The sequence below is a fragment of the Bradyrhizobium sp. S3.7.6 genome (genome assembly GCF_054061875.1).
The window spans coordinates 8,457,619-8,479,644 of sequence record NZ_JBSSEQ010000001.1; the positions used below are offsets into that span (position 1 = coordinate 8,457,619).

Genomic DNA, 22,026 nt, shown 5'->3' on the forward strand with positions numbered 1-22,026 from the left:
CCACCCTACGCAGTCGCGTACCCCCTACGCCTCGTTGCCACCCTCCTGGCGGGTGGCCTCGAACAGGAACCACGTCCGGCGCTCGGTCTCGTCGATGAAGTTTTCGAGGATGCTGGCGCTGGCGACATCGCCGGCGTCGTCGCAGACCTCGTGTGCCTTGCGCATCGCGCTCGCGACGTGCTTGTTGTCCTGCATCAGCTCGCGCAGCATCTCGCGTGGCGGGACGTAGTCCTCGTTGTTGTCCTTGATGGTCTGGAGTTTGGCGACCTGGCCGATCGACTTCAGCGTGGTGCCGCCGATCTTGCGGACGCGTTCGGCGAGCTGGTCGGTGGTGGCGAAGATCTGGTCGGACTGCTCGTCGAGCAGCAGATGATAGTCGCGGAAATGCCGGCCGCTGATGTGCCAGTGGAAATTCTTGGTCTTCAGATAGAGCGCGAACGCATCAGCCAAAAGCACGTTGAGCGCCTCAGAGACCTTCTTGACCCCATCGGGCGACAGATCGGTGGGGGTATCGAGATCGGGCGAGACCTTGGTGGGGGCTTTGCTCACGGGAAACCTTCCTGTTAGGACGCGGACATTGACGGCGCGCCGTCGCACCCCTAACGCAAGGCGGGCAGTGCCGGTTCCTTGACAGGAACCGTTTGGCCGGGACCTACGAAATACCATGGACGATTGGATCGATTATTACGACTCCACGCATACGATCTATGTCAGCAAGCTGCATCGCGACTTGCACTTCCAGATCATCGCGCGGGACATCATCGGCTACATCTCATCGCCCGAGGCGACCGTGCTCGACTATGCCTGCGGCGAGGCGCTGTCGGCGAGCCAGGTGGCCGCGGCCTGCGGCAAGCTGATTCTCGCCGAGCCCGCCCCCGGCGTGCGTGGCCGGCTGATCGCGCGATTTGCCCCGAACACCAGGATCCGCGTCCGCTCCCTCGACGACGTCCGCAAAATGCAGGACCAGTCGATCGACCTCGCGGTGATGAACTCGGTCGCGCAATACATGACGCCGGACGAGCTCGATGCCGCGCTTGTGAACATCCGGCGATTGCTGACCCCATCCGGCAAGCTCGTGCTCGGAGATATCTTGCAGCCCAATGTCGGCATGTTCAGGGATGTGATGGCGCTGCTCAGCTTCGGCCTGCGTCACGGCTTCCTGAAGGACGCGCTGATCGGGCTGATCAGCACCGCGCTGTCAGATTACCGTCATCTGCGCACGCGCATCGGGCTCCAGCGCTATAGCGAGGACGAGATCGTCGCCAAGCTGACCGCGGCCGGCTTCGCTGTCCAGCGCGCCCACACCAATATCGGCCATAATCGCTGGCGCATGACCTTCATCGCGCGGCCGCCTCTGGTCCGTTAAGCATAATGACTGCCCGAGGTGGCTTGTCACACGCCGATAGGTAAAGATCGTCGCGGCCCGGTGGCGGAAGCGTCTACGCGAGGGCGGTGCAACGCTCTTCATCCTGGTTCAAATCCAGGCCGGGTCTCCAGCCTTCGCTGGCTCCGCCAGCTTCGGCTAGGCAAGCCGTATCGTGCGAAGGCTGCCTCGGCGAAGCCCGAAGGGCGAAGACGGGCACGCTTCGACGGACCGCCCAAAGCGAATTCTCGAAAACTCGCAAACTTCAATCCACTTCAACCGTTTCGCACTCCGACAGCAGCTGTAGCCGGTCGGCATCCTTGGCTGCGGAGCTGAGGACAGCATCGAGCAGCCCCGGAAAGCGTGCGTCCAGATCCTCGCGGCGGAGCCGCATGAAGCGGTTGGTGCCCGCCACGCGCGTCAGCATCAGGCCGCATTCGCGCAGCTTGGCGAAATGGTAGGCGAGGTTGGATTTGCCGGAAAGGCCGCTGAAGTCGCCACAGCAGAGTTCGCTGCTGACACGTTCCTGCTGGGCGAGCTGATAGACGATGGCCAACCGGATCGGATCGCTCAGGCAATCCAGAACCATCGGCAGCTCGATCTGCTCGCGGGTGGGATGAAGGGGCGTGCGGCTCATGGTCTGGAATCATAGCAAACTGACCGTGATGTTCAATAGTTCTTGAACCAATTGACTTCTTAGCCTTTGCATTCAATAGTTCAATAAACGTTGAACATAGGGATATCGTCCAATGAGCGTGTTCTGGCTGGCTCTCGCGGCCTTCGCGATTGGTACGGAAGGCTTTGTCATTGCAGGGCTTTTGCCATCGATCGCCAGCGATCTTTCGATTTCCGTCCCGGCCGCCGGCCAATTGGTCACCGCCTACGCCCTCACCTATGCGGTGGGTTCGCCGATCCTGGCGGTGACGCTGAACAATATCGACCGCCGCACCGTGCTGGCCCTGGCGCTATCGACCTTCATTGCCGGAAATCTCGTCGCGATGGTGGCTTCCAGCTACGCCCTGCTGCTGGCCTCCCGCATGCTGATGGCGCTGGGCTCCGGACTGTGCATGCCGACGGCGCTCGCCGTATCGGTGGCGGTCGCCGCGCCCGAACGGCGCGGCCGCGCGGTGGCGCTGGTCACCTCGGGCCTCACGATTGCAACCGTGATCGGCGTCCCGCTCGGCAATCTCGTCGGCAGCCTGCTCGGATGGCGCGCGACCTTTGCCATGGTGGCCCTGATCGGCGCGGTTGCGCTTGCCGGCCTGCTGCTTGGCCTGCCCCGCGGCCTGCCGCGCAACACCGCCTCGCTCAGCGAACGGCTGGCAGTGGCGCGTCACAGCAATGTCGTGATCGCGCTGCTGATCACCATCTTATGGGCGCTCGGCGGCTTCACCGTGTTCACCTATTTCGCGGTCCCGCTGCGCGGCCTCGGCTTCGACGCCGCGCAGATCAGCCTCGCGCTGCTGGTGTTCGGCGGCGCCGCCGCCATCGGGAACATGCTGGGCGGTGTCCTGGCCGACCGGCTCGGGACTCTCGCCACCGCAGGCCTCGGGCTCGCCGGCATGGCGAGCGCCCTGATCCTGCATTCGCTGGTCCTGAAGTTGATGCCTGGACAGGCGCATTATGCGGTGCTGGGCGCGATCTTCCTCTGGGGCATCTCGGGCTGGGCGTTCTATCCGGCCCAGGTCGCTAGCATCATCCGGATCGAGCCGCAGGCCTCGATGATCGCACTCTCGCTCAACGCCTCCGCCATGTATCTCGGCTTTGCCATCGGCGGGGCCCTGGGTGGCGCGGTGCTGGCCACCCTTTCGCCTACTGATCTTGGCTGGATCGGCGGATCGAGCGTTGCGGCCTCGCTGCTGGTGCATCTCGCCCGTGGCTGGCAGGCACGGCCAAAACCCGTCAAAATTGCCGGTTGATGGGCGTTTTTCGGGGTTTCGCCGCCCCGAAAACTGGTCTAAGACCCACCCGCGCGCGAGGGGAGACCCCGCGCCTCTCGGCTCAAGGGGACGCGCGGCAAGCGCGCCCTTTTTTTGTGCCCAAAATCCACTTCGGCGAGAGTTGATGCCCAAACGTACAGACATCACCACCATCCTGATCATCGGCGCTGGTCCCATCGTGATCGGCCAGGCCTGCGAGTTCGACTATTCGGGCACGCAAGCGGTGAAGACGCTGAAGGAAGAGGGCTATCGCATCGTCCTCGTCAATTCCAATCCGGCCACCATCATGACCGATCCGGAATTGGCCGATGCGACCTATATCGAGCCGATCACGCCCGAGATCGTCGCAAAAATCATCGAGAAGGAACGTCACGTCATTCCCGGCGGCTTCGCGCTGCTGCCGACCATGGGCGGACAGACCGCGCTGAACTGCGCGCTGTCGCTGCGCCGGCAGGGCACGCTGGAAAAGTTCGATGTCGAGATGATCGGCGCGACCGCGGATGCGATCGACAAGGCGGAAGACCGTCAGCTGTTCCGCGAGGCCATGACCAAGATTGGACTTGAGACGCCAAAGTCGCGGCTCGCCAACGCGTCCGAGTTGAAGAAGTCCTTCCGCGACAAGCACCGGGCCGAACGCGAGAAGCTGTCGGGTGCCGCCCTCGAGGAACACGAACGGCAATGGGTGCTCGGCGAAAGCGACCGCCGCAAGCGCTACCAGGAATATGCGCTCGGCCAGGCGCTGATGGCGCTGTCCGAGATCGGCCTGCCCGCGATCATCCGTCCCTCCTTCACGATGGGCGGCACCGGCGGCGGCATCGCCTACAACAAGGAAGAATTCCTCGACATCATCGAGCGCGGCCTCGATGCGTCTCCGACCAACGAAGTGCTGATCGAAGAATCCGTGCTCGGCTGGAAAGAGTACGAGATGGAGGTCGTGCGCGACAAGAAAGACAATTGCATCATCGTCTGCTCGATCGAGAACCTCGATCCGATGGGTGTGCACACGGGCGACTCCATCACGGTCGCGCCGGCGCTGACGCTGACCGACAAGGAATACCAGATCATGCGCGACGCCTCGCTGGCGGTGCTGCGCGAGATCGGCGTCGAGACCGGCGGCTCCAACGTGCAGTTCGGCGTCAATCCCGAAGACGGCCGCATGGTCGTGATCGAGATGAATCCGCGCGTGTCGCGGTCGTCCGCACTGGCCTCCAAGGCCACCGGCTTCCCGATCGCCAAGGTCGCCGCCAAGCTCGCGGTCGGCTACACGCTGGACGAGATCGCCAACGACATCACCGGCGGCGCGACGCCGGCCTCGTTCGAGCCGACCATCGACTACGTCGTCACCAAGATTCCGCGCTTCGCCTTCGAGAAATTCCCGGGCGCGTCGACCACGCTGACCACGTCGATGAAGTCGGTCGGCGAAGTGATGGCGATCGGCCGTACCTTCCAGGAGAGCCTGCAGAAGGCGCTGCGCGGACTCGAGACCGGCCTGACCGGGCTCGACGAGATCGAGATCGAGGGGCTAGGCCAGCACGACGACAAGAACGCGATCCGCGCCGCGCTCGGCACGCCGACGCCGAACCGGCTGCTCCAGGTCGCCCAGGCCATGCGGCTCGGCTGGTCGAACGAGGACATCTTCAACTCCTGCAAGATCGATCCGTGGTTCCTCAGCGAGATGCGCGGCATCGTCGACATGGAGGAGAAGGTCCGGAAGAACGGCCTGCCGGGCAACGCCTTCGGCATGCGCACGCTCAAAGCCATGGGCTTCTCCGATGCGCGGCTCGCCGTGCTGGTGGCGTCGACGGAGGCCGAGGTGACAGCGAAGCGCCACGCGCTCGACGTCCGCCCGGTGTACAAGCGCATCGACACTTGCGCGGCCGAGTTCGCCTCGCCCACCGCCTACATGTATTCGACCTATGAGGCGCTGTTTGCGGGCGCGCCTGCGGACGAGAGCTCGCCGTCGGACAAGAAGAAGGTCATCATCCTCGGCGGCGGGCCCAATCGTATCGGCCAGGGCATCGAGTTCGACTATTGCTGCTGTCACGCCTGCTTCGCACTGCATGACGCCGGCTACGAATCCATCATGGTCAACTGCAACCCCGAGACGGTGTCGACCGACTACGACACCGCCGACCGGCTCTATTTCGAGCCGCTCACCGCCGAGGACGTGCTGGAGATCATCGCGAAGGAGCGCACCAACGGCACGCTGCACGGCGTGATCGTGCAGTTCGGCGGCCAGACCCCGCTGAAGCTGGCGCGCGCGCTGGAAGCCGCCGAAGTGCCGATCCTCGGCACCTCGCCCGACGCCATCGACCTTGCCGAAGACCGCGACCGCTTCAAGCGCGTGCTCGACAAGCTCCGGCTGAAGCAGCCGAAGAACGGCATCGCCTATTCGGTCGAGCAGGCGCGCCTGGTCGCAACCGATCTCGGCCTGCCGCTGGTGGTGCGCCCGTCCTACGTACTCGGCGGCCGCGCGATGCAGATCATCCGCGAGGAGAACCAGCTCAGCGACTATTTGCTCGGCACACTGCCAGAGCTGGTGCCGGCCGACGTCAAGGCGCGCTACCCGAACGACAAGACCGGGCAGATCAACACCGTGCTCGGCAAGAACCCGCTGCTGTTCGACCGCTATCTGTCCGATGCAACGGAGATCGACGTCGACTGCCTCTGCGACGGCAAGGACACTTTCATCGTCGGCATCATGGAGCACATCGAGGAAGCCGGCATCCATTCCGGTGACAGCGCCTGCTCGCTGCCGCCGCACTCGCTCGACGCCAGGATGATCGAGGAGCTGGAGCGGCAGACGCGTGAGCTGGCGCTCGGCCTCGACGTCGTCGGCCTGATGAATGTGCAGTACGCGATCAAGGACGGCGAGATCTACGTGCTCGAAGTCAATCCGCGCGCCTCGCGCACGGTGCCCTTCGTCGCCAAGGTGGTCGGCACGCCGGTCGCCAAGATCGCAGCGCGCATCATGGCCGGCGAGAAGCTCGCCGACTTCAAGCTGAAGAAGGCGGACTTCAAGCATGTCGGTGTGAAGGAATCGGTGTTTCCGTTCGCCCGCTTCCCCGGCGTCGACACGGTGCTCGGCCCCGAGATGCGCTCGACCGGCGAGGTGATGGGCATCGACAGCTCCTTCGCGATAGCCTTTGCCAAGAGTCAGCTCGGCGGCGGCACGCGGGTGCCGCGCAAGGGCACGGTGTTCGTCTCGGTTCGCGAGAGCGACAAGACGCGCATCGCCGAGGCCGTTCGCGAATTGCATTCGCTCGGCTTCAAGGTGCTGGCGACATCGGGCACGGCGCGCTTCCTGACCGATCAGGGCATCCCGACCGAGAGGGTCAACAAGGTGCTTGAGGGACGGCCGCACATCGTCGATGCCATCACCAATGGCGACGTCCAGCTCGTCCTCAACACTACCGAGGGCCCGCAGGCGCTCGCCGACAGCCGCTCGCTGCGGCGCGCGGCCCTCTTGCATAAAGTGCCGTATTACACCACTCTTTCCGGGGCCGTGGCGGCCGCGCAGGGCATCCGCGCCTATCTGGGCGGGGACCTTGAGGTTCGTACCCTGCAGAGCTACTTTTCGGAAACCTGATCGCTAGCAACGGCGACGCTTCCGCTAAGTGACTGGCAATGAAGCCACAATGGCCGGAGGAACTGTCCGGCCGTTGTGGTTGTTCTGTTCCGGCGCCAGACCCACATAACCGTTCCGGTGGCCGTATACTCAGCCCCGGAAGTACTGACGAATCAAGGTTGCCGCGCCCTGTGTCTTGCCGGGGCGCGCGGCCGAAGGACGAGAGAAGAGATGGAAAAGGTTCCGATGACAGCGGGCGGCTTTGCCGCGCTCGGAGAAGAATTGAAGAGGCGCCAGTCCGAGGACCGTCCGCGCATCATCGAGCATATTGCGGAAGCGCGCTCGCACGGCGACCTGTCGGAGAACGCGGAATATCATGCCGCGAAGGAAGAGCAGTCCCACAATGAGGGCCGCATCGCCGAGCTCGAGGACAAGCTCGCGCGCGCCGACATCATCGATATTTCCAAGCTGTCCGGCGACACCATCAAGTTCGGCGCCACTGTGACGCTGGTCGACGAGGACACCGAGAAGAAGACGGTGTGGCAGATCGTCGGCGAGGTCGAGGCCGACGCCAAGAAGGGCCGCATCTCCATCACCTCGCCGCTCGCGCGCGCGCTGATCGGCAAGAAGAAGGGTTCAACCGTCGAGGTCAACGCCCCCGGCGGCGCCAAGGCGTATGAGATCACCAAGGTAGAGTGGCGGTAAGGATTTGCCGCTAAGCGTGATGATGTTTTGAAAAGGCCGCGCCCTGCGCGGCCTTTTTGTTTCGGGGTATTGCGAGGGCCGTGTGCCTCTCCCCGCAAGAACCGGGAGAGGGAGAAGGCTTACCTTCTCCCCTTCACATCAAGCGGCACGGCCGCCTCGTATTTCGAATTATGCAGCACCAGCGACGTGCGCACGTTACGCACATGGGGTGCGGCGGTGAGGTGCGTCACGAAATCCTGGAAGGTGGCCATGTCCGGCGCGACGCATTTCAGGATGAAATCGACCTCGCCCGACAGCATCCAGCATTCCCGCACCAGGGGCTCGGCACGGACGAACTCCTCGAAGGCGCGCAAATCCGCCTCGGCCTGGCTGGACAGGTGCACGGCGGCGAACACAGTGACGTCGAAGCCGAGCTTGCGGGCGTCGAGCAGGCCGCGATAGCCGTGGATATAGCCCTCCTCCTCCAGCGCGCGGACGCGGCGGAGGCAGGGTGGCGGCGAGATGCCGACGCGCTTGGCCAGCTCGACATTCGTGATTCGACCGTCGGCCTGGACCTCGGTGAGAATTTTCAGGTCGATCTCGTCTAGGTTCCGCGACACGTGATTGGAACTCCTGGCCTTTGCGGCTGTATTGGTGGATTTGACGCAATCCTCATAGCCAGTCCGCAGCAATTGCGCAATTTTATTGCGCGTGCAGCGCAATCGACTTTTGTTCCCTGTTGGAAAAATCCGCCGACAGGGAATGCAATTCTTGCATAGCTCACCAGAAGGCTTAGATTAGCTCTGATATTTCAGCGCTTCCGCGACGCCTCCCGGCACGTTCCGCACCCGCGCTGCAGATCCCCCGTGAAAGGCGTCCGTCAAAATGTCTGCCACTGTTCATGCAAAGGTCGTCATTATTGGCTCCGGCCCCGCCGGCTACACGGCGGCGATCTACGCCGCGCGCGCAATGCTTGAGCCGATCCTGATCCAGGGGATCCAGGCGGGCGGCCAGCTCACCATCACCACCGACGTCGAGAACTATCCGGGCTTCGCCGACGTGATCCAGGGCCCCTGGCTGATGGAGCAGATGGAGAAGCAGGCGGTCCATGTCGGCACCAAGATCGTCTCCGACCTGGTCACCAAGCTGGAGACTATGCAGCGGCCGTTCCGCCTCACCTGCGACAGCGGCGACGTCTATCTCGCCGACAGCGTCATCCTTGCCACCGGCGCGCAAGCGCGCTGGCTCGGGCTCCCGTCGGAAACGAAATTCCAGGGCGGCGGCGTGTCGGCCTGCGCCACCTGCGACGGCTTCTTCTACCGCAACAAGGAAGTCGTGGTGGTCGGCGGCGGCAATACCGCGGTCGAGGAAGCCCTGTACCTCACCAACCATGCCTCGCAGGTCACCATCGTGCATCGTCGCGATCACTTCCGCGCCGAACGCATCCTGCAGGAGCGTCTGTTCAAGCACCCGAAGATCAAGGTGGTCTGGGACTCGGCTGTCGACGAGATCTGCGGCACCGAGAACCCGAACAAGGTCACCCATGTCCGCCTCAAGAACGTCAAGACCGGCGCGCTCACGAACGTGAAGACCGACGGTGTCTTCATCGCCATTGGACACGCGCCGGCGACCGAGCTCGTGAAGGACCAGGTCAAGCTGAAACGGTCGGGCTATGTCGAGGTTGCCCCGAACTCGACCGCCACCTCGGTGCCCGGCCTGTTCGCCGCCGGCGACGTCGCCGATGAGACCTATCGCCAAGCCGTGACGGCTGCCGGCCTCGGCTGCATGGCAGCTCTCGAAGCCGAACGTTTCCTGGCCCTGCGCGCCAGCGAGCGCGCTGCAGCGGAATAAAGATCATGCCTCGAACACGCGACGGATTTACGGATATGGATTGGGACAAGCTGAAGGTGTTTCACGCGGCGGCGGAAGCGGGCAGCTTCACGCATGCGGGCGAGCAGCTCGGCCTGTCGCAATCGGCGGTCTCACGCCAGGTCTCGGCACTGGAGCAGGAGCTCTCGGTCTCGCTGTTCCACCGCCACGCCCGCGGCCTGATCCTCACCGAGCAGGGCGACCTGCTCTTCCGCACCGCGCATGACGTGTTCATGCAGCTGCAGGCGGCGCGCGCCAAGCTGACCGACAGCCGCGAGCGGCCGAGCGGCGACCTCAAGATCACCACCACGCCCGGCGTCGGCATCAACTGGCTGATCCCGCGGCTCGGCGAATTCACTGCGCTCTATCCGGAGATCCGGATCTCGCTGATCGTCACCGACGAGGAGCTCGACCTGTCGATGCGCGAAGCGGACGTCGCGATCCGCACCCGCAAGCCGACGCAGCCGGATCTCATCCAGCGCAAGCTGTTCGCGATGGGCTTCCACGCCTATTGCTCGCCGGATTACATCAAGCGCTTCGGCACGCCGCGCACGCTCGAGGAGCTCGACTCCCACCGCATCATCACGCTCTCCGACGGCAACTTCGCGCCGCATCTTCAGAACCGCAACTGGCTGGTCGAAGCCGGCCGCAACGGCTCTGGTCCGCGCGAGGCCTATTTCAGAGTGAACAACATCCTCGGCCTCGTCCGCGCCTGTCAGCAAGGCCTCGGCATCGCGGCGCTGCCGGATTATCTGATCGAGGAACAGAGCCGCCTGGTGCAGCTGTTCGGAGAATCGGATTCGATCCAGCTCGACACTTATTTCGTCTATCCCGAGGAGTTGAAGACGGTCGCGCGCGTGCAGGTGTTCCGCGACTTCGTGGTGAGCAAGGCGCAGCGCTGGCCTTCCTGATTTCCGCATGTCTGACATGCGACCTGAACGGTTGCTGCATGGCGCTCGTCGAGCCCATAATGTTTCCACGCTGAGCCTTCGCGTTGCGCATTTGTCCCCCTCCTCCAGTGGCGCGGGAGTTCAGTAATCCCTCTTGGAAGGTGATTGTGTCGGCCTCACGTGGCCAATACCTTAAGCCGGGCTCGCTTGAGCCCGGCTTTTTTTCTGTCCCATTCTGGTTTCACGTTCCGCGTGTATTGACAGTTCCACGTACACCCCGCATCATTTGCGAATGATCACGAAGTCGTGCGCAATCTCGTTCAAGGCAGTCGCCTCGAAAAAAGGCCCCCATCCGGGGACCTCGGATTTTTGCGCGCGCTAACACAGCTTCGTCATCGCTAGCAAATCCCGAAACCCCGCCGCCTGGACGGGGTTTTTTCATGTGCCCTCCGTCTCAGGTTTTTTCCCGAGAAGGAGATGGAACATGACCGGTCTACAAGATCATTTGCACGGACTCTGGCTGCCGCTGGTGACGCCGTTTCGCGACGGCGCTATCGACGAGAGGTCGTTGCGGCGGCTGACGCGACATTACAGCGGACAGGCCGTCGACGGCTTCATCCTGGGGGCGACCTCCGGCGAGGGCATGACGCTGCGCGAGGTCGAGCTCGAGCGTCTCGTCGCCATCGTGCGCGACGAGATGGCGACGGAGCGCCGCAGCATTCCGATCTGCCTCGGACTGTCGGGCGCGGACACTTCGCGGCTGAAGGAACGCCTCGACGAGACCGCGGACTGGCCGATCGACGGTTATCTGATCGCGAGCCCCTATTATGTGCGGCCGTCGCAGCGCGGGCTCCTGGCTCATTTCGAAGCCCTTGCCGATCACGCGGCGTGGCCGATCGCGCTCTACAACATCCCCTATCGCACCTCGGTGAACATCACCAACCAGACGCTGCTGCGGCTTGCCGAACATCGGAACATCGTCGGGCTGAAGGATTGCGGCGCGAACCGCGATCAATCCATCGCGCTCCTGCGCGACAGGCCGAAGGGCTTTCGCGTGCTCACCGGCGAGGATGCGAACTACCTTGAGGCGCTCACCGACGGCGCCGACGGAGGCATCGTGCTATCCGCCCATGTCGAGACCGCGACGTTTGCGGCCGTGTATGCCGAGGTGAAGCGAGGCAACCACGACGCGGCGCAGGCGCGCTGGCACGAGGTCGCCGAGCTGACGCGCCTGTTGTTCACCGAGCCGAGCCCGGCGCCGGCGAAGTACTGGCTGTGGCGGTGCGGCCTGATCGACAGCCCCGAAGTGCGCCTGCCAATGGTGGAAGTGAGCAGCGAGCTCGCAGCCCAGATCGACCGCGAGATCGAGCGACGGATGAAAGTCGCCGCGTAGCGCCTCCGCTTCCTCTCTTCACACGCACGCCGCCACCCCCTTCTCCCCGTGCGGGAGAGGGAAGGCAGCGTCGTGTCCGCTCGACACCATCTCAATCCGGAAAAGAGATCGACCTATGGACATTCGTCAATGGCGCGATGCGCTGAAGGCGGCATGGGAACGCGTTTCATATGCGAGCGAGTTATCCGACTGGCTGCGGCGCGATATCGGATTGACCGCGGATGAGGTGAAATCGCGCGCGGACTACATCGACGAGATCAGAAGGAAATACAGCGAGTGGGTTTAGCGGCGGCGCGAGTCCTTCACCCTCCCCTGGAGGGGGAGGGTCGGTCGCGCGCAGCGCGAGCGGGGTGGGGTGATCTCTCCACTCGGGCACTGTTGGCTGCGGAGGCACCGTCACCCCGCCCCGCTACGCATTTCACTTCGCGCAATGCGTAGCGACCCTCCCCCTCCAGGGGAGGGTTAGAACGTGCCCGTAGTTAACCCGCGCGAACGCGCGCACCGCGCTGGCATGGTTAATCCGTGGTAGCACCTGTGTTCGAATGCGCCCGAAATTGCGATCCGGATTCTTAAAACATCGCGGCTATCACTGGCGCCCATAAGCGAAGAAATCGCGGGGGCGTTTTGTGAATATCCAGAATGAAGTGGCGTCGCATTACGACGCCGGACAGCAGAGCTTTACCACCGAGGACATTCTCTGGGCCGCCGGCATTTGGTCGGTGATCCTGACGCTGTCGCCGGTCATCGTGTTCTACATGCTGATGGTGGCGTAACGCATCTCCACCGGGCCAAAACGCAAAACGCGCGGACTTCCGCGCGCTTTCCGTCCGGGGAATGATTTATGAAAATTATGCCGCCTGCTTGTGCATTGCGCCGGATGCCGACGCCGTGCCGCGAATAGCCTTCACTGAACGCTCGATTGCCGCCCACAGCCTTGCGATTTCCTGGGCCGCACGGCTCTCGGCCTGATACTCGCGCGCGCCTTCGCCGTGGCTGAGCGCCATCAGCAAATCCGAACGGTTGGTGATCTGGCCGCCCCACACCGGCGCGCGGAATTTCGCCAGCGCCTCGCGGGCGATGGTAACGATCGGGCTTTCGGACTCGTCGCGGCGCGCCGGCGCACCGTTGAGCACGACCGCGTAGGGCTTGCGCGCCGCGCGGCACATCTGGATGGTTTCCTGCACTGCGTTGACGTCGAACACGCCGGGACGTGCCGGAATGACCACCATGGTCGCGTTCTTGATCGCGTCGTCGACGACGGCCGAGAGATTCGGCGGCGTGTCGATCAACACCCATTCATAACCGTCGCGCTTGGCAGCGGAGACGATGCCGCTGACCGAGTTCACGGCAGCCTTGATCGGCGGCTCGTTGGTGCCGCGCAGCTTGTGCCACAGCGTCAGCGAGCCCTGCGGATCCGCGTCCACGAGCATCACCTGCTTGCTCGCCTTGATCTGCGCGGCGAGATGTGCGGCCAGGGTACTCTTGCCCGAGCCGCCTTTACGCGATGCAAAAACAATTACGTTCATACCTCTGGCCTCCAGATTGACCCCAGATCACGAAAATGAATCACCGCGCTGATTCGGGAAAGAAAAATTTACCGGCAGTTGCCTCAGAGCCACGAAATAACAAGACGTGTTGGCTTTTGAGTCACACTGCTTCGCGCGACCAGGATACCAATCGCAACGAAACGCCCTTCACGCCGGCAATCCCACGCTTTTTCGGCAGCAACGCGGGAAAAACGGAATGCAACCTCGCCGCGCAAACCCTCTCGCGACTCTTTTCCGTCGAACGCGCTGGTAATTGTCGCAGGCGTCCGCACGGCGAGGCGAACAAAAGGAGTCCGGAGGCTGGCGCGCAGCTGATGCCGGCAACACACATGCAGGGGACACCGACGCGAAGACGCTTCGCGCTGTTGCCCTGACGCGACGAGCTTCAAAGAAAGAACGCTGGCCCCGCGCTCAGCTTTCGCTGGATTTCTTCTTCTTGGCCGCCTTCTGCGAAGGCTTGGTGCTCTTCTTGGCCGTCGGCTTGCCGGCGCGAGCCTCGCCGGGCTCAGGTCCCTGACGGAAGAACACTTTGCACTGCGGCGAGAGCTGCGATTTCTTCTGGATCATGCAGGCGGTGATGGCATCGACGTTCGGAACGAACTCGCCGCACAGCCGCATCGCGTCCGGCGAGCAGGCCTGCTGCTCCTCCTGCGTGTAAGCGAAGCCGGCGCCGGGATGGACCAGGACGGCGAGCGCAATGCCCGAGATCGCAGCAGCCAAGGATTCTTTGAAACGGAGCGCCGGCATCGATCCCCCCACATGTCGAGTTAGAGCGAATAGTGGGTGAACGGGCGTTCGTTGGCAACGAGGCCTGAAGCGAAAACGGCCACCTGTGCGCTCCGGGCAACAGGCCGGTCGGCCCGGCGCGGTCCCATCCCGGGCACGATGTCGCGCTATCAGGCTAAGCCTTTGGCAGGGCTGGCGAGATCGGGTCCGCGCGCGGCTTCAGCTTCGGTCCAGCAAAAAAACGCGAAAACAACCCCATGCACAGTAGCCAGGCCACGGCGGCCATTTACGGATTTTACGAAGTCGATTTGACTCGTCGGGCAAAACAGCGGCATGATGGCATGATCGAGAACGTGGGGTGGTCGTGTGATGTCCCCGTGAGATGAGGGGCGCATGGCCACAGTGTTGATCGTCGCGCCGGTGTTCGCCCTGATCGCGGCCGGCTATGCGTCGGTGCTGTTTCGCTTCGTCTCCGAGACCGCGCACAAGGGCATCTCCGAATTCGCCTTCAGCATCGCCATTCCGGCGCTGCTGTTCCGCACCATCGTCGTGTCGGAATTCCCCGATGTCAGCCCCTGGCGGATGTGGGGCGCCTATTACGGCGCGCTCGCCATCACCTGGATCGCGGCGCTGGCGCTCTCGGCATGCTTGCGCGAACGGCGCGAAGACCGCGAGGACGGCGTCGTGTTCGCGATCGGCTCGGTCTACGGCAACATCGTGATGCTCGGCATTCCGCTGGTGCTCTCAGCGCTCGGCAACGAAGCCGCAGGCCCGATGTCGCTGATCCTGTCGGTGAACACGCCGCTGCTCTGGCTTTGCGGCATCCTCCAGATGGAGCTTGTCAGCCGCAAGCGGACGGGCTCGGTCCTGTCGGTCATCCGCCCCGTGCTCGCGGATCTCGCGCGTAATCCGCTGATGCTGGCGATCGGTTTTGGCGTGGTCTGGCGTTTTACGGGGCTCGGCCTCAACCCCGTCGTCGACCGAACGATCGAACTGCTCGCGCAGGCGGGTTCGCCGGCGGCGCTGATCGCGCTCGGCATCAATCTGTTTCGGTTCGAGGTGAAAGGCGAGATGCTGAGCGTCGCCGCGATGAGCGCGCTCAAGCTGCTGGCGATGCCGGCGGTGGCGTTCGTGCTGGCAAAGCTGCTCGGTTTGCCTCCGGTCGCGGCCGGCGTGATCGTGCTGTTCGCGGCGATGCCGACCGGCGCGAACGCCTACATCTTCGCGGCGCAGTATCAACGGCTGGTGAACCCGGTGTCGGGGGCGGTGGCGCTGGGGACGCTGCTGGCGGCGGTGACGCTGCCGGTGGTGGTGGTGATCGTGGCGGGGGTGAGGTAGCCGCACGAGCAGTCACGCGGTCATCCCGGTTGATCCGTGCGAGGAGCTGACCTCCGCAAGCGCAGGATCAAACGTATCGCCAGCCAGAGCATCAGAACGACGAGCACGAAGGCGGCAACCGGCGCAGCCAGGGCAAGAAGCGATACGAGGAGTGCACCGCCCAGTTCGGCGGTCGCAACGGTTGAGTTGCCGAGGCCAGCCGTCAGGACCGTCGATTTGGCCCGCACGGCCGCGGTGACGCCATGCACTATGCCGGCCGCGCCGCCACCCGCGACGATGGCGGCCGTCCATTTCATCATCGGTGGAAGATCTGCCATGGTCGCCGCCGACAGGATGGCTCCGGCGATCACGGCGACAGGCGCGGCGATGACATCGAGCACATTATCCACGCCGGGAATGAAATACGCACCAACCTCCAGGAGCGCGGCCACGCCAAGCATGAGCATTGCAGCAGGTGTTCCAAGCCACGCGAAACCGTCGCCCAAAGGAAGCGAACCCGAGTAAGCGGCCACGCTGGCAACCAGCATCGGCAGGAACACCCGGAAGCCCGTCGCGGCCGCAAGACCGACACCGAGCGCAATCGACAACGCGAGATCGGAGTTCGACATGAGATCCCCAACGATTGTTGCGCTCGAATTTCCTCGAAGGCTAGACGTGATGCGGCCGAGGTCATTTGGATGAGAACGGCCATCGACGCAGATCGCAACGCGCAATCAGGCTACATCGCGGAGGATGATCAAACCAAGCCAGAAATGTTGACGTAGCCGATCACTGCGCATTTCTTCCACTTCGAGTTCAAAGGCGAGCAGCATCGCAGTGATGGGCGCGCTCAAGCTTCTGGCGACGCCCGGTGGTCGCGTTCGTGCTGGCAAAGCTGCTCAACCTGCCGCCGGTCGCGGCCGGCGTGCTGTTCGCGGCGATGCCGACCGGCGCGAACGCGTACATCTTTGCGGTTCAGTATCAGCGGCTGGTGAACCCGGTGTCGGGCGCGGTGGCGCTGGGCACGCTGCTGGCTGCGGTGACGCTGCCGCGTGGTGGTGGGGGTGAACGTGGCGGGGGGGGAGGTAGCTTTGGTTAGCGTGCGCGTGTCCGCTGCGTGCTCAACGCGCTGCACAAGTGCATAGGCGGGCGTTGAACGAAAACATTACTTCGGTCAGCTCCCCTCCTCTTGCCCCCTCACCAACCCCAAGAGCCGGCGGAACTCCTCATCGTTCGAATCGCTCTTCCAAAAATTGATGAATTGGCAAACTACTTGAAGGTTGCCTGCCTCGTAATGACCGTCGCTGTCGATCCGATCCAGCGATGGCAGGAGGTTCTTGTTCGCATTGGGATTGACAAATTCAAACGGGATTCCGGTTAAGGCGCAACAGTTACCCTGTAGATCAAGCAAAGATGCGATAAGCTTCTCTAATTCAGCCGCAGTCATCCGCAATTCTTTGTTCTTCAAAATCCGTTGGACGCTTTGTCCGTTGGCGTTCCTTACCGTATTCTCGACCGACAGGCGCATTTCGATGATGGACTTCTCGCGTCCGCCAAGGATGCGCCCATCGTCTCTGGCGCCTGGCGCTTTAGCGATCGAGCCTTCCGATTCACGCTTTAGCAGCGTCGAAAAAACCCAGCAGAAGGTGTGTGCGTCAATAAGGCGGATATGTCTTAGGCCGGCGCCCTCTTCAATAAGCGGCCGCAACGAAGCGAGCGTACGGTTGTACGTCGAATAGTTCTCCCAGCCACATTGGAGTATGGTCGAAAAGTATATATTGAGTGCTCGAAATGCGCGGTCGAAACCGGTTGGCTGAATCGGCATAAATCGATCCATGTCCTTAAGAAAGAACAGATAGGCCAACAACGGATATTTGCGGGCCGTCAGATCGCTCAGTCGATCAAATGTTGCGCCTTCATCAGCGTTGCCTCGATAGAGTCCAAAAAGTAGACCTTCGATGTCACGGCGAAGCTTCGGTTTCGCCCGCGCTTCCAACAACTCCCGATGGTCGCGGTTGGCATGACCGTAGCGGTTTTGCCAGAACACAAGATTATTCGTAAGTTTGCGGCCACTGTCCTGTATCTCAATAGCCTCGATCGTACGCTCCAAGATCGCGCCTGAGCCGATACTCTCTTCCGTCCATTCCCCTGCTCGAAGCAATCCAAGGGCATGATCACGCAGACGCGGCTTATAGCCTTCCCAGACCGCAGCAAGTCCTTCGTCAAACCCTTTGAACGGATGACCGGACTTTGTCGTGACGAGTCTCTGGAAGCGTGCGAACGCTTCGCTGAAGGCAGACGGGTCAATGTCAGCGGCCATAGTCGGCCGAGCAGCGTTTCCGGAACCGGCATACCAATCAAGAAACCTGTCCAAAGCGCCGGGGCTATCGACTTCGACACGCAGCGTGGAGGGCGACCGAAGCCGTAAAAGCGGCCCGTTGATGTTGGAGTTTCCGTTTGAGGGATTATCCATCAGGCGCACACCATCGAGCTTCGGTGGAGCCGGCGGCTCGAACCAAATACGTGTTTCGCTGGCCTCGCGATGAAGGGCCAGGACCTTCCCGGTTGGCGTCGAGAAGCCGATCACATAGTCGGTGGGCGGTTTAGCGGGCTTGCCCAACCGTGACCTAAGAGTTGCTTCAGCGTCTGCAGTCACGAGCGGCATTCACAATCTCCGGCTTGCAATACCCGGCCGCTATCTGCTTCGGCCTTCCATCCCCATGAGGCCAAGGGCCTTCTCTTATCATCGAGCTATCAAGAGCTTTATTACTTTCGTTTGCTGGCTGAGAGTTTTGGTATCGCATCAATCACTACAATCTCTGACGCGCGTTCGCCGCGCGCAAGTCGCCCTTCTCGAACTTTTCTAATCTCATTGAACTTATTGCCTCCATCTCCGTAGTCGATAATGACAAATACTGCGAAATCAGTTTGTGAGGCTGTTTTGTAAAATTCCAACTGCTTTTCGTATCCGTGCACAACGGTGCCACCGGATCGCTTCATTTCAACTAAGACGCGCGCCTGATAGCCGCTTGAAAACTTGAAGTCGATGGGGCCACCACCCATGTTTGCTTCAGGTGAGATGTCAACGTCGTTCGCTTTACAAAAGCAATCCGCGATCGCGTAGTAGATTAGTTGAGAGGCCCGTTCTTTCTTTGGCTTCCCGTTCACCCACAGCTCTTCCCACAGATTACCTGCCTCAACATGACGCCTAAACAGCTCAATGGTGTCGATGACCACACGAAATATCTCGTGCGCTCCGAGTTTGAGATTGTAGGCAGCCGCCTGCTTAAGGTCCGGAAGTCCGTTTGTGAGAATTTCTTTGAGGCGATAGTAGCCGAGCGCATCCAAGTTGGGGTCGTAGTTACTTACATTACCCTTTACGGCTGCTAAGAAGAAATCAAAGTCGGACGCTGACCCTAACGCGGCGGTACGCAGCGCAGCCTTCCGCTCCGCCACTGTCGGCTCCGCAATGCCTCCCAAGAGTCGGTTGACGCGTTCTCGGATACGCGCGTTTTCCATGGCTGCCCGCTCTATATCCGACCAATCATTCGCGATTGGCAAATCGCGCACGATGTCGGTCGGCACGAGAACGATGGGCACCTGCTTGCCTCTGGCGTTCACATATTTTGGCAACTTGTGAGTTGGACAAACGTCAAACGAGAAGACTGGCACCCCATGCGCTTGACAGAAAGCCTCTGTGATCTGCGCCAAGTCATCCATGATCACCGTTGTTGTCATATCGCTGATTGTATCAGGCCCGACATCCTCCTCGAAGAAGCCCATCAGAGAGATCATTTCCGGGTCGCTTGCGCCCAGCGTGATCACCTCCTTGCTTGTGCGGAGGATCGTTTCGCGAATTAGCTCTGGCCTCGAATTTCCTGATCGGCCGGTTCCGCCGTAGCCAAGTCCGTTTTCTGGCGGCTCGCTCAAGTCAAGCTGTCGTCGAGCACCTTTCCATGCTGCATCACCTTCGCCATTGGAGATTGCAAGCATGCGGACCAATATCTCGAAGTGCTTGCGAAATCGCTCGGCTGCGGCTGTTGCGATAATTTGGTTTCCGGACTTCGCTAGGAGGACCGGATCGATGAACAATGGTACGTCTACATCCACGAATGGATCTATCAGTCCGGCGGCCGCCAATGCTTGCGACTGAACTTTGAAGTAGGTTGAAAATAGGGTGGGATTATGCACGCGAGCCATGATGATGGCACTCTACTCGCGTCCTAATTGAATCCAAATGATACTTTGGCGATGATCGGCGAGAACGAGTGCGTACAAACTCAGGTGTGCGCCGCATCCTAAATTCGCTACCCAAAGGAAGCGAACAGAGTGGTTCGATTTAGAGGGTTAGTAAGACTGGTACAGTTGGGTGGGTACTGCCCAGGCGCACGATCAGCCTTGATAAACCTAAAGAATTTTTGCTCGCGACTATCGCTTTTGTAAGCGTCTTTTGTATTTGGGTAAAGCGCCTAACAAGAATGGAGTGTGAGTGCGCAGAACTTCAGGCGTGCAAGGGCTCCTTGCGCTCCCGAAAAGGTTGCGGAATTAACCGGTCGGTTTCAGTGTTCAAAATCGTACTTGAATGAGCTCGTGATCGACGAGGAAGCGACCGCCATCGAACCACACCTGGTTTGGCGGCAAACCCACCTGGGCCCAAACCCTCAAGTATTGTGAGAACTATTTTTCACGCTGCCGCTGAGCATTCCGGCTAAAAGTATCCTCGCCGATCGACTTAGGCTCATTTTCTGAACCGCGCGGCTATCCCCGCTTTGCGAAGAATGTCAGCGAAGTGGCTGGTCACACCTACGTTTCCGTCTAGCATCAAGCCCGTTTCCCCCGACATGTTCTCCACTAGATTTCGGAGAGCCTCTAAGCCTTCATCTGTCTTGAAGGGGATCCAATGGGCTGGACTTCCTGGGACTAAGAAGCGATCCGTGGACGACGTTGCTCCTTTGTGAAGTTGTACGAGCCAAGCGAGTTGGCCTTCCTCGTCGTAAACCCACTCGAACCGAACAGGGCCAAGAACCAAACGTGCAGCTTCGTACAATCTCTCTACAGCTCGTCGGACGGCGAGCGGCAGATGCTGCGATCCAACTTCCCCCTGCATGAACTTATCGCCGGTGCCGACGACGCCTTCGATTTTCAATTTGTTGTCTGCAGATACAATTGCAGCGCCCGAATAGCTCGCCGAAACTGCCTGTTGGCAAATGAGCGACGAAATTTCGAAATCGCCAGTGCTGTTGTTTTTGTCCTCAAGAGCCATCAACGCGAACGGGTCTGTCCAACCCATCACGGTCTTAAACTTTCCGGGACGTTGCTGCCTTGGGCAGGTTCGAGTCCATACCTCGGAATTACCCGTGTTTCGACCAAAGCTAAACGGGGCTACTCTCCTCCCAATGACTGTTGTTAAAGGAACCGGGAGACCAATGAGGTGACCGACAAGCAAGCCAAATGCCTTGTCGCCAAGCAGCTCGCTGAAGCGATTTGGCCAGGATAGCGAAGCCTCGGGAATGTCTCCCACATTGGGCGATAGCTCCCACACTATGGTATGGCTCTGCTTCCAGCCCCGCGGCCTGGGATGAATACTGAATTCGACGCGTTGCTCTTTCGGATAATCGAGCTCGGGCTTGACTTGATAAACTAGCTGCAACAATTCGCCGCCGAGCGCCCTTGGAAACGCAGCAATCCCCGGCTTTTCGACCGCCCTGGGAGTATCGTCGGGAGCAAATTCGATTACATCCCCAGCAACGACACCGGACACTCCGCCGTCGCGGACGTCAATTGTCTCGTTGACAATGACGCTCAAGCCTTTCGAGATCAGCGACTCGGTGAGCGCAGCAGCCTGGTCCAATGACTTTATCCCATAATGAAACGGACATGAGACCGGCTCGAATGGAATAAAGCTTCGAATATTTACTGATTGCTCCGAGCTTGTTCTTAAAAGTTCAGCTAGAGCGTCACGATAGTTGTCGAACTTGTGGTTCGGAGAGAAACCAGCGACCCGAGAGAGCCGCTGCTCTGGCTGGCTGCTTCCATCAAAGCTCACGAACTGCGCGACATTAGCTACTCCGGCCAACTGGTCGAGCACTTCATCTTTTCTCAAAGGACTATTGTTCAAGGTTCGCGCCTCAACGGCAGAAGAACGCCGCTGTAGCTTCAGAACCTCTTCCCGAACGTCGCTTATGTGAGAGGCGAGGTCAGTATTTCGCACAATGGCAGCCGCGGCGTCCAATCTATGGATCGCAAGCGCCAGCGAGATTGGTTCCCCCTCCGGCGTCACTGCCTCAAGGTTAGCCTCAAGCGCAGCTAAGATTTCGCGGCTGCATCCGACACTGAATTCCCAGCCAGGGAGCATCACCATTACGGCGGCATACATGCGGATAAACTTAGTCCACAAATTCGCGTAATCGGATTGCGTCCAGTCAGGAAACTCAATTCCGGTTGGCTCCACGACCGGTCTGCGCTGAGTGTCTCTCAGCCGTTCTGCGACCAGCTTAATGTCCCGGCAGTTCGGTGAGAGCACTCGCTTCTTGTGCTCCAACACGTAGCTTCGTGAATTGCGCTCGATCGACTTTCCGAAGCCCAGATACCAGTCGACGAAACGCCGACCGGTCGTCATCGGACCGCTCACGTATACCGCCGATTTTGGCTGAAGGGCACAGGACCAAGCCTGCAACAAAGCCTCTTGCTGCTGCTCCACTATCCCTGTGTGGCTATCGGCCGCTCCCG

20 protein-coding genes and 1 tRNA gene are annotated in these 22,026 nt (G+C 61.2%); 12 read left to right on the top strand and 9 right to left on the bottom strand.

The genetic code is table 11. The features are described 5' to 3' along the window. Positions 1-24: 24 nt before the first annotated feature. Positions 25-549, bottom strand: coding sequence for a Dps family protein (locus ACVJ5M_RS40805; RefSeq protein WP_063985503.1), 525 nt, complete (start codon positions 547-549; stop codon positions 25-27). A 115-nt stretch (positions 550-664) separates the two neighbouring features. Between ACVJ5M_RS40805 and ACVJ5M_RS40810 the strand changes: the two genes are divergently transcribed. Both ACVJ5M_RS40810 and ACVJ5M_RS40815 read left to right on the top strand, forming a co-directional pair. Continuing rightward, positions 665-1,366 carry a class I SAM-dependent methyltransferase gene (locus ACVJ5M_RS40810; protein WP_231143628.1) on the top strand — a complete coding sequence of 234 codons (702 nt, stop codon included), beginning with the start codon at positions 665-667 and terminating at the stop codon, positions 1,364-1,366. A 54-nt stretch (positions 1,367-1,420) separates the two neighbouring features. Further along, positions 1,421-1,496 (top strand) — tRNA-OTHER (locus ACVJ5M_RS40815). Positions 1,497-1,628: 132 nt separating this feature from the next. Here the strand turns inward: ACVJ5M_RS40815 and ACVJ5M_RS40820 are convergent. Then, entirely contained in the window at positions 1,629-2,000 is a 372-nt protein-coding gene (locus tag ACVJ5M_RS40820) for an ArsR/SmtB family transcription factor (RefSeq protein ID WP_028150674.1), read from the bottom strand. A gap of 112 nt (positions 2,001-2,112) precedes the next feature. Between ACVJ5M_RS40820 and ACVJ5M_RS40825 the strand changes: the two genes are divergently transcribed. From ACVJ5M_RS40825 to greA, 3 genes are all read left to right on the top strand, one after another. Then, the gene (locus ACVJ5M_RS40825; RefSeq protein WP_063985504.1) at positions 2,113-3,282 is read left to right on the top strand and encodes an MFS transporter; all 1,170 of its coding nucleotides are present in this window, start codon (positions 2,113-2,115) and stop codon (positions 3,280-3,282) included. Positions 3,283-3,427: 145 nt separating this feature from the next. Beyond that, complete coding sequence (gene carB / locus ACVJ5M_RS40830) at positions 3,428-6,892, top strand: carbamoyl-phosphate synthase large subunit (RefSeq protein ID WP_283017707.1); 3,465 nt, start codon at positions 3,428-3,430, stop codon at positions 6,890-6,892. 210 nt (positions 6,893-7,102) lie between these two features. Next, positions 7,103-7,576, top strand: a complete 474-nt coding sequence (greA, locus tag ACVJ5M_RS40835; RefSeq protein WP_063985506.1) for a transcription elongation factor GreA — start codon at positions 7,103-7,105, stop codon at positions 7,574-7,576. Positions 7,577-7,695: 119 nt separating this feature from the next. On the opposite strand, the gene ACVJ5M_RS40840 is transcribed toward greA, so the two are convergent. After that, on the bottom strand, positions 7,696-8,175 hold the full coding sequence (locus ACVJ5M_RS40840; RefSeq protein ID WP_028150670.1) for an Lrp/AsnC family transcriptional regulator: 480 nt from the start codon (positions 8,173-8,175) through the stop codon (positions 7,696-7,698). A 265-nt stretch (positions 8,176-8,440) separates the two neighbouring features. Here ACVJ5M_RS40840 and trxB point away from each other — a divergent pair, with 265 nt between their 5' ends. From trxB to ACVJ5M_RS40865, 5 genes are all read left to right on the top strand, one after another. Then, positions 8,441-9,406: a thioredoxin-disulfide reductase gene (trxB, locus tag ACVJ5M_RS40845; RefSeq protein WP_063985507.1), complete on the top strand. Its 966-nt coding sequence runs from the start codon at positions 8,441-8,443 to the stop codon at positions 9,404-9,406. Positions 9,407-9,411: 5 nt separating this feature from the next. Then, positions 9,412-10,335 carry a LysR family transcriptional regulator gene (locus ACVJ5M_RS40850; protein ID WP_027534296.1) on the top strand — a complete coding sequence of 308 codons (924 nt, stop codon included), beginning with the start codon at positions 9,412-9,414 and terminating at the stop codon, positions 10,333-10,335. Between the two features lie 463 nt (positions 10,336-10,798). After that, positions 10,799-11,707 carry a 4-hydroxy-tetrahydrodipicolinate synthase family protein gene (locus tag ACVJ5M_RS40855; RefSeq protein ID WP_063985508.1) on the top strand — a complete coding sequence of 303 codons (909 nt, stop codon included), beginning with the start codon at positions 10,799-10,801 and terminating at the stop codon, positions 11,705-11,707. A gap of 115 nt (positions 11,708-11,822) precedes the next feature. Next, the gene (locus ACVJ5M_RS40860) at positions 11,823-11,993 is read left to right on the top strand and encodes a hypothetical protein (protein ID WP_161495798.1); all 171 of its coding nucleotides are present in this window, start codon (positions 11,823-11,825) and stop codon (positions 11,991-11,993) included. A 340-nt stretch (positions 11,994-12,333) separates the two neighbouring features. Beyond that, a complete protein-coding gene (locus ACVJ5M_RS40865) occupies positions 12,334-12,480 on the top strand; it encodes a hypothetical protein (RefSeq protein ID WP_014492080.1) in 147 nt (48 codons plus the stop codon). 75 nt (positions 12,481-12,555) lie between these two features. Here the strand turns inward: ACVJ5M_RS40865 and ACVJ5M_RS40870 are convergent, their stop codons facing one another. Next, positions 12,556-13,233: a ParA family protein gene (locus ACVJ5M_RS40870; protein WP_028150667.1), complete on the bottom strand. Its 678-nt coding sequence runs from the start codon at positions 13,231-13,233 to the stop codon at positions 12,556-12,558. A 432-nt stretch (positions 13,234-13,665) separates the two neighbouring features. Beyond that, positions 13,666-14,001, bottom strand: coding sequence for a hypothetical protein (locus ACVJ5M_RS40875; protein WP_063985509.1), 336 nt, complete (start codon positions 13,999-14,001; stop codon positions 13,666-13,668). Between the two features lie 372 nt (positions 14,002-14,373). Between ACVJ5M_RS40875 and ACVJ5M_RS40880 the strand changes: the two genes are divergently transcribed. Continuing rightward, positions 14,374-15,318 (top strand): AEC family transporter, encoded by a 945-nt coding sequence (locus tag ACVJ5M_RS40880; protein ID WP_063985510.1) that lies wholly within the window; start codon positions 14,374-14,376, stop codon positions 15,316-15,318. A 20-nt stretch (positions 15,319-15,338) separates the two neighbouring features. On the opposite strand, the gene ACVJ5M_RS40885 is transcribed toward ACVJ5M_RS40880, so the two are convergent. After that, a complete protein-coding gene (locus ACVJ5M_RS40885; RefSeq protein ID WP_063985511.1) occupies positions 15,339-15,926 on the bottom strand; it encodes a DUF4126 domain-containing protein in 588 nt (195 codons plus the stop codon). A 242-nt stretch (positions 15,927-16,168) separates the two neighbouring features. Here ACVJ5M_RS40885 and ACVJ5M_RS40890 point away from each other — a divergent pair, with 242 nt between their 5' ends. After that, a complete protein-coding gene (locus tag ACVJ5M_RS40890) occupies positions 16,169-16,396 on the top strand; it encodes a hypothetical protein (RefSeq protein WP_063985512.1) in 228 nt (75 codons plus the stop codon). A 75-nt stretch (positions 16,397-16,471) separates the two neighbouring features. Here ACVJ5M_RS40890 and ACVJ5M_RS40895 read toward each other — a convergent pair whose 3' ends face one another. The 3 genes from ACVJ5M_RS40895 to ACVJ5M_RS40905 all read right to left on the bottom strand — a co-directional run bounded on the left by ACVJ5M_RS40895 (position 16,472) and on the right by ACVJ5M_RS40905 (position 21,916). Beyond that, the gene (locus ACVJ5M_RS40895; protein WP_084795305.1) at positions 16,472-17,962 is read right to left on the bottom strand and encodes a hypothetical protein; all 1,491 of its coding nucleotides are present in this window, start codon (positions 17,960-17,962) and stop codon (positions 16,472-16,474) included. 101 nt (positions 17,963-18,063) lie between these two features. Beyond that, positions 18,064-19,497: a chromosomal replication initiator DnaA gene (locus ACVJ5M_RS40900; RefSeq protein WP_283017709.1), complete on the bottom strand. Its 1,434-nt coding sequence runs from the start codon at positions 19,495-19,497 to the stop codon at positions 18,064-18,066. A gap of 538 nt (positions 19,498-20,035) precedes the next feature. Beyond that, entirely contained in the window at positions 20,036-21,916 is a 1,881-nt protein-coding gene (locus tag ACVJ5M_RS40905) for a hypothetical protein (protein ID WP_456679613.1), read from the bottom strand. Positions 21,917-22,026 lie beyond the last annotated feature (110 nt).

Coding starts and splice junctions, on each gene's coding strand:
- ACVJ5M_RS40895 (WP_084795305.1), bottom strand. CDS start 17,962: ATGCCGCTCGTGACTGCAGACGCTGAAGCAACTCTTAGGTCACGGTTG.
- ACVJ5M_RS40900 (WP_283017709.1), bottom strand. CDS start 19,497: ATGGCTCGCGTGCATAATCCCACCCTATTTTCAACCTACTTCAAAGTT.
- ACVJ5M_RS40905 (WP_456679613.1), bottom strand. CDS start 21,916: ATGACGACCGGTCGGCGTTTCGTCGACTGGTATCTGGGCTTCGGAAAG.
- ACVJ5M_RS40875 (WP_063985509.1), bottom strand. CDS start 14,001: ATGCCGGCGCTCCGTTTCAAAGAATCCTTGGCTGCTGCGATCTCGGGC.
- ACVJ5M_RS40880 (WP_063985510.1), top strand. CDS start 14,374: ATGGCCACAGTGTTGATCGTCGCGCCGGTGTTCGCCCTGATCGCGGCC.
- trxB (WP_063985507.1), top strand. CDS start 8,441: ATGTCTGCCACTGTTCATGCAAAGGTCGTCATTATTGGCTCCGGCCCC.
- ACVJ5M_RS40885 (WP_063985511.1), bottom strand. CDS start 15,926: ATGTCGAACTCCGATCTCGCGTTGTCGATTGCGCTCGGTGTCGGTCTT.
- ACVJ5M_RS40870 (WP_028150667.1), bottom strand. CDS start 13,233: ATGAACGTAATTGTTTTTGCATCGCGTAAAGGCGGCTCGGGCAAGAGT.
- carB (WP_283017707.1), top strand. CDS start 3,428: ATGCCCAAACGTACAGACATCACCACCATCCTGATCATCGGCGCTGGT.
- greA (WP_063985506.1), top strand. CDS start 7,103: ATGGAAAAGGTTCCGATGACAGCGGGCGGCTTTGCCGCGCTCGGAGAA.
- ACVJ5M_RS40855 (WP_063985508.1), top strand. CDS start 10,799: ATGACCGGTCTACAAGATCATTTGCACGGACTCTGGCTGCCGCTGGTG.
- ACVJ5M_RS40850 (WP_027534296.1), top strand. CDS start 9,412: ATGCCTCGAACACGCGACGGATTTACGGATATGGATTGGGACAAGCTG.
- ACVJ5M_RS40825 (WP_063985504.1), top strand. CDS start 2,113: ATGAGCGTGTTCTGGCTGGCTCTCGCGGCCTTCGCGATTGGTACGGAA.
- ACVJ5M_RS40820 (WP_028150674.1), bottom strand. CDS start 2,000: ATGAGCCGCACGCCCCTTCATCCCACCCGCGAGCAGATCGAGCTGCCG.
- ACVJ5M_RS40810 (WP_231143628.1), top strand. CDS start 665: ATGGACGATTGGATCGATTATTACGACTCCACGCATACGATCTATGTC.
- ACVJ5M_RS40860 (WP_161495798.1), top strand. CDS start 11,823: ATGGACATTCGTCAATGGCGCGATGCGCTGAAGGCGGCATGGGAACGC.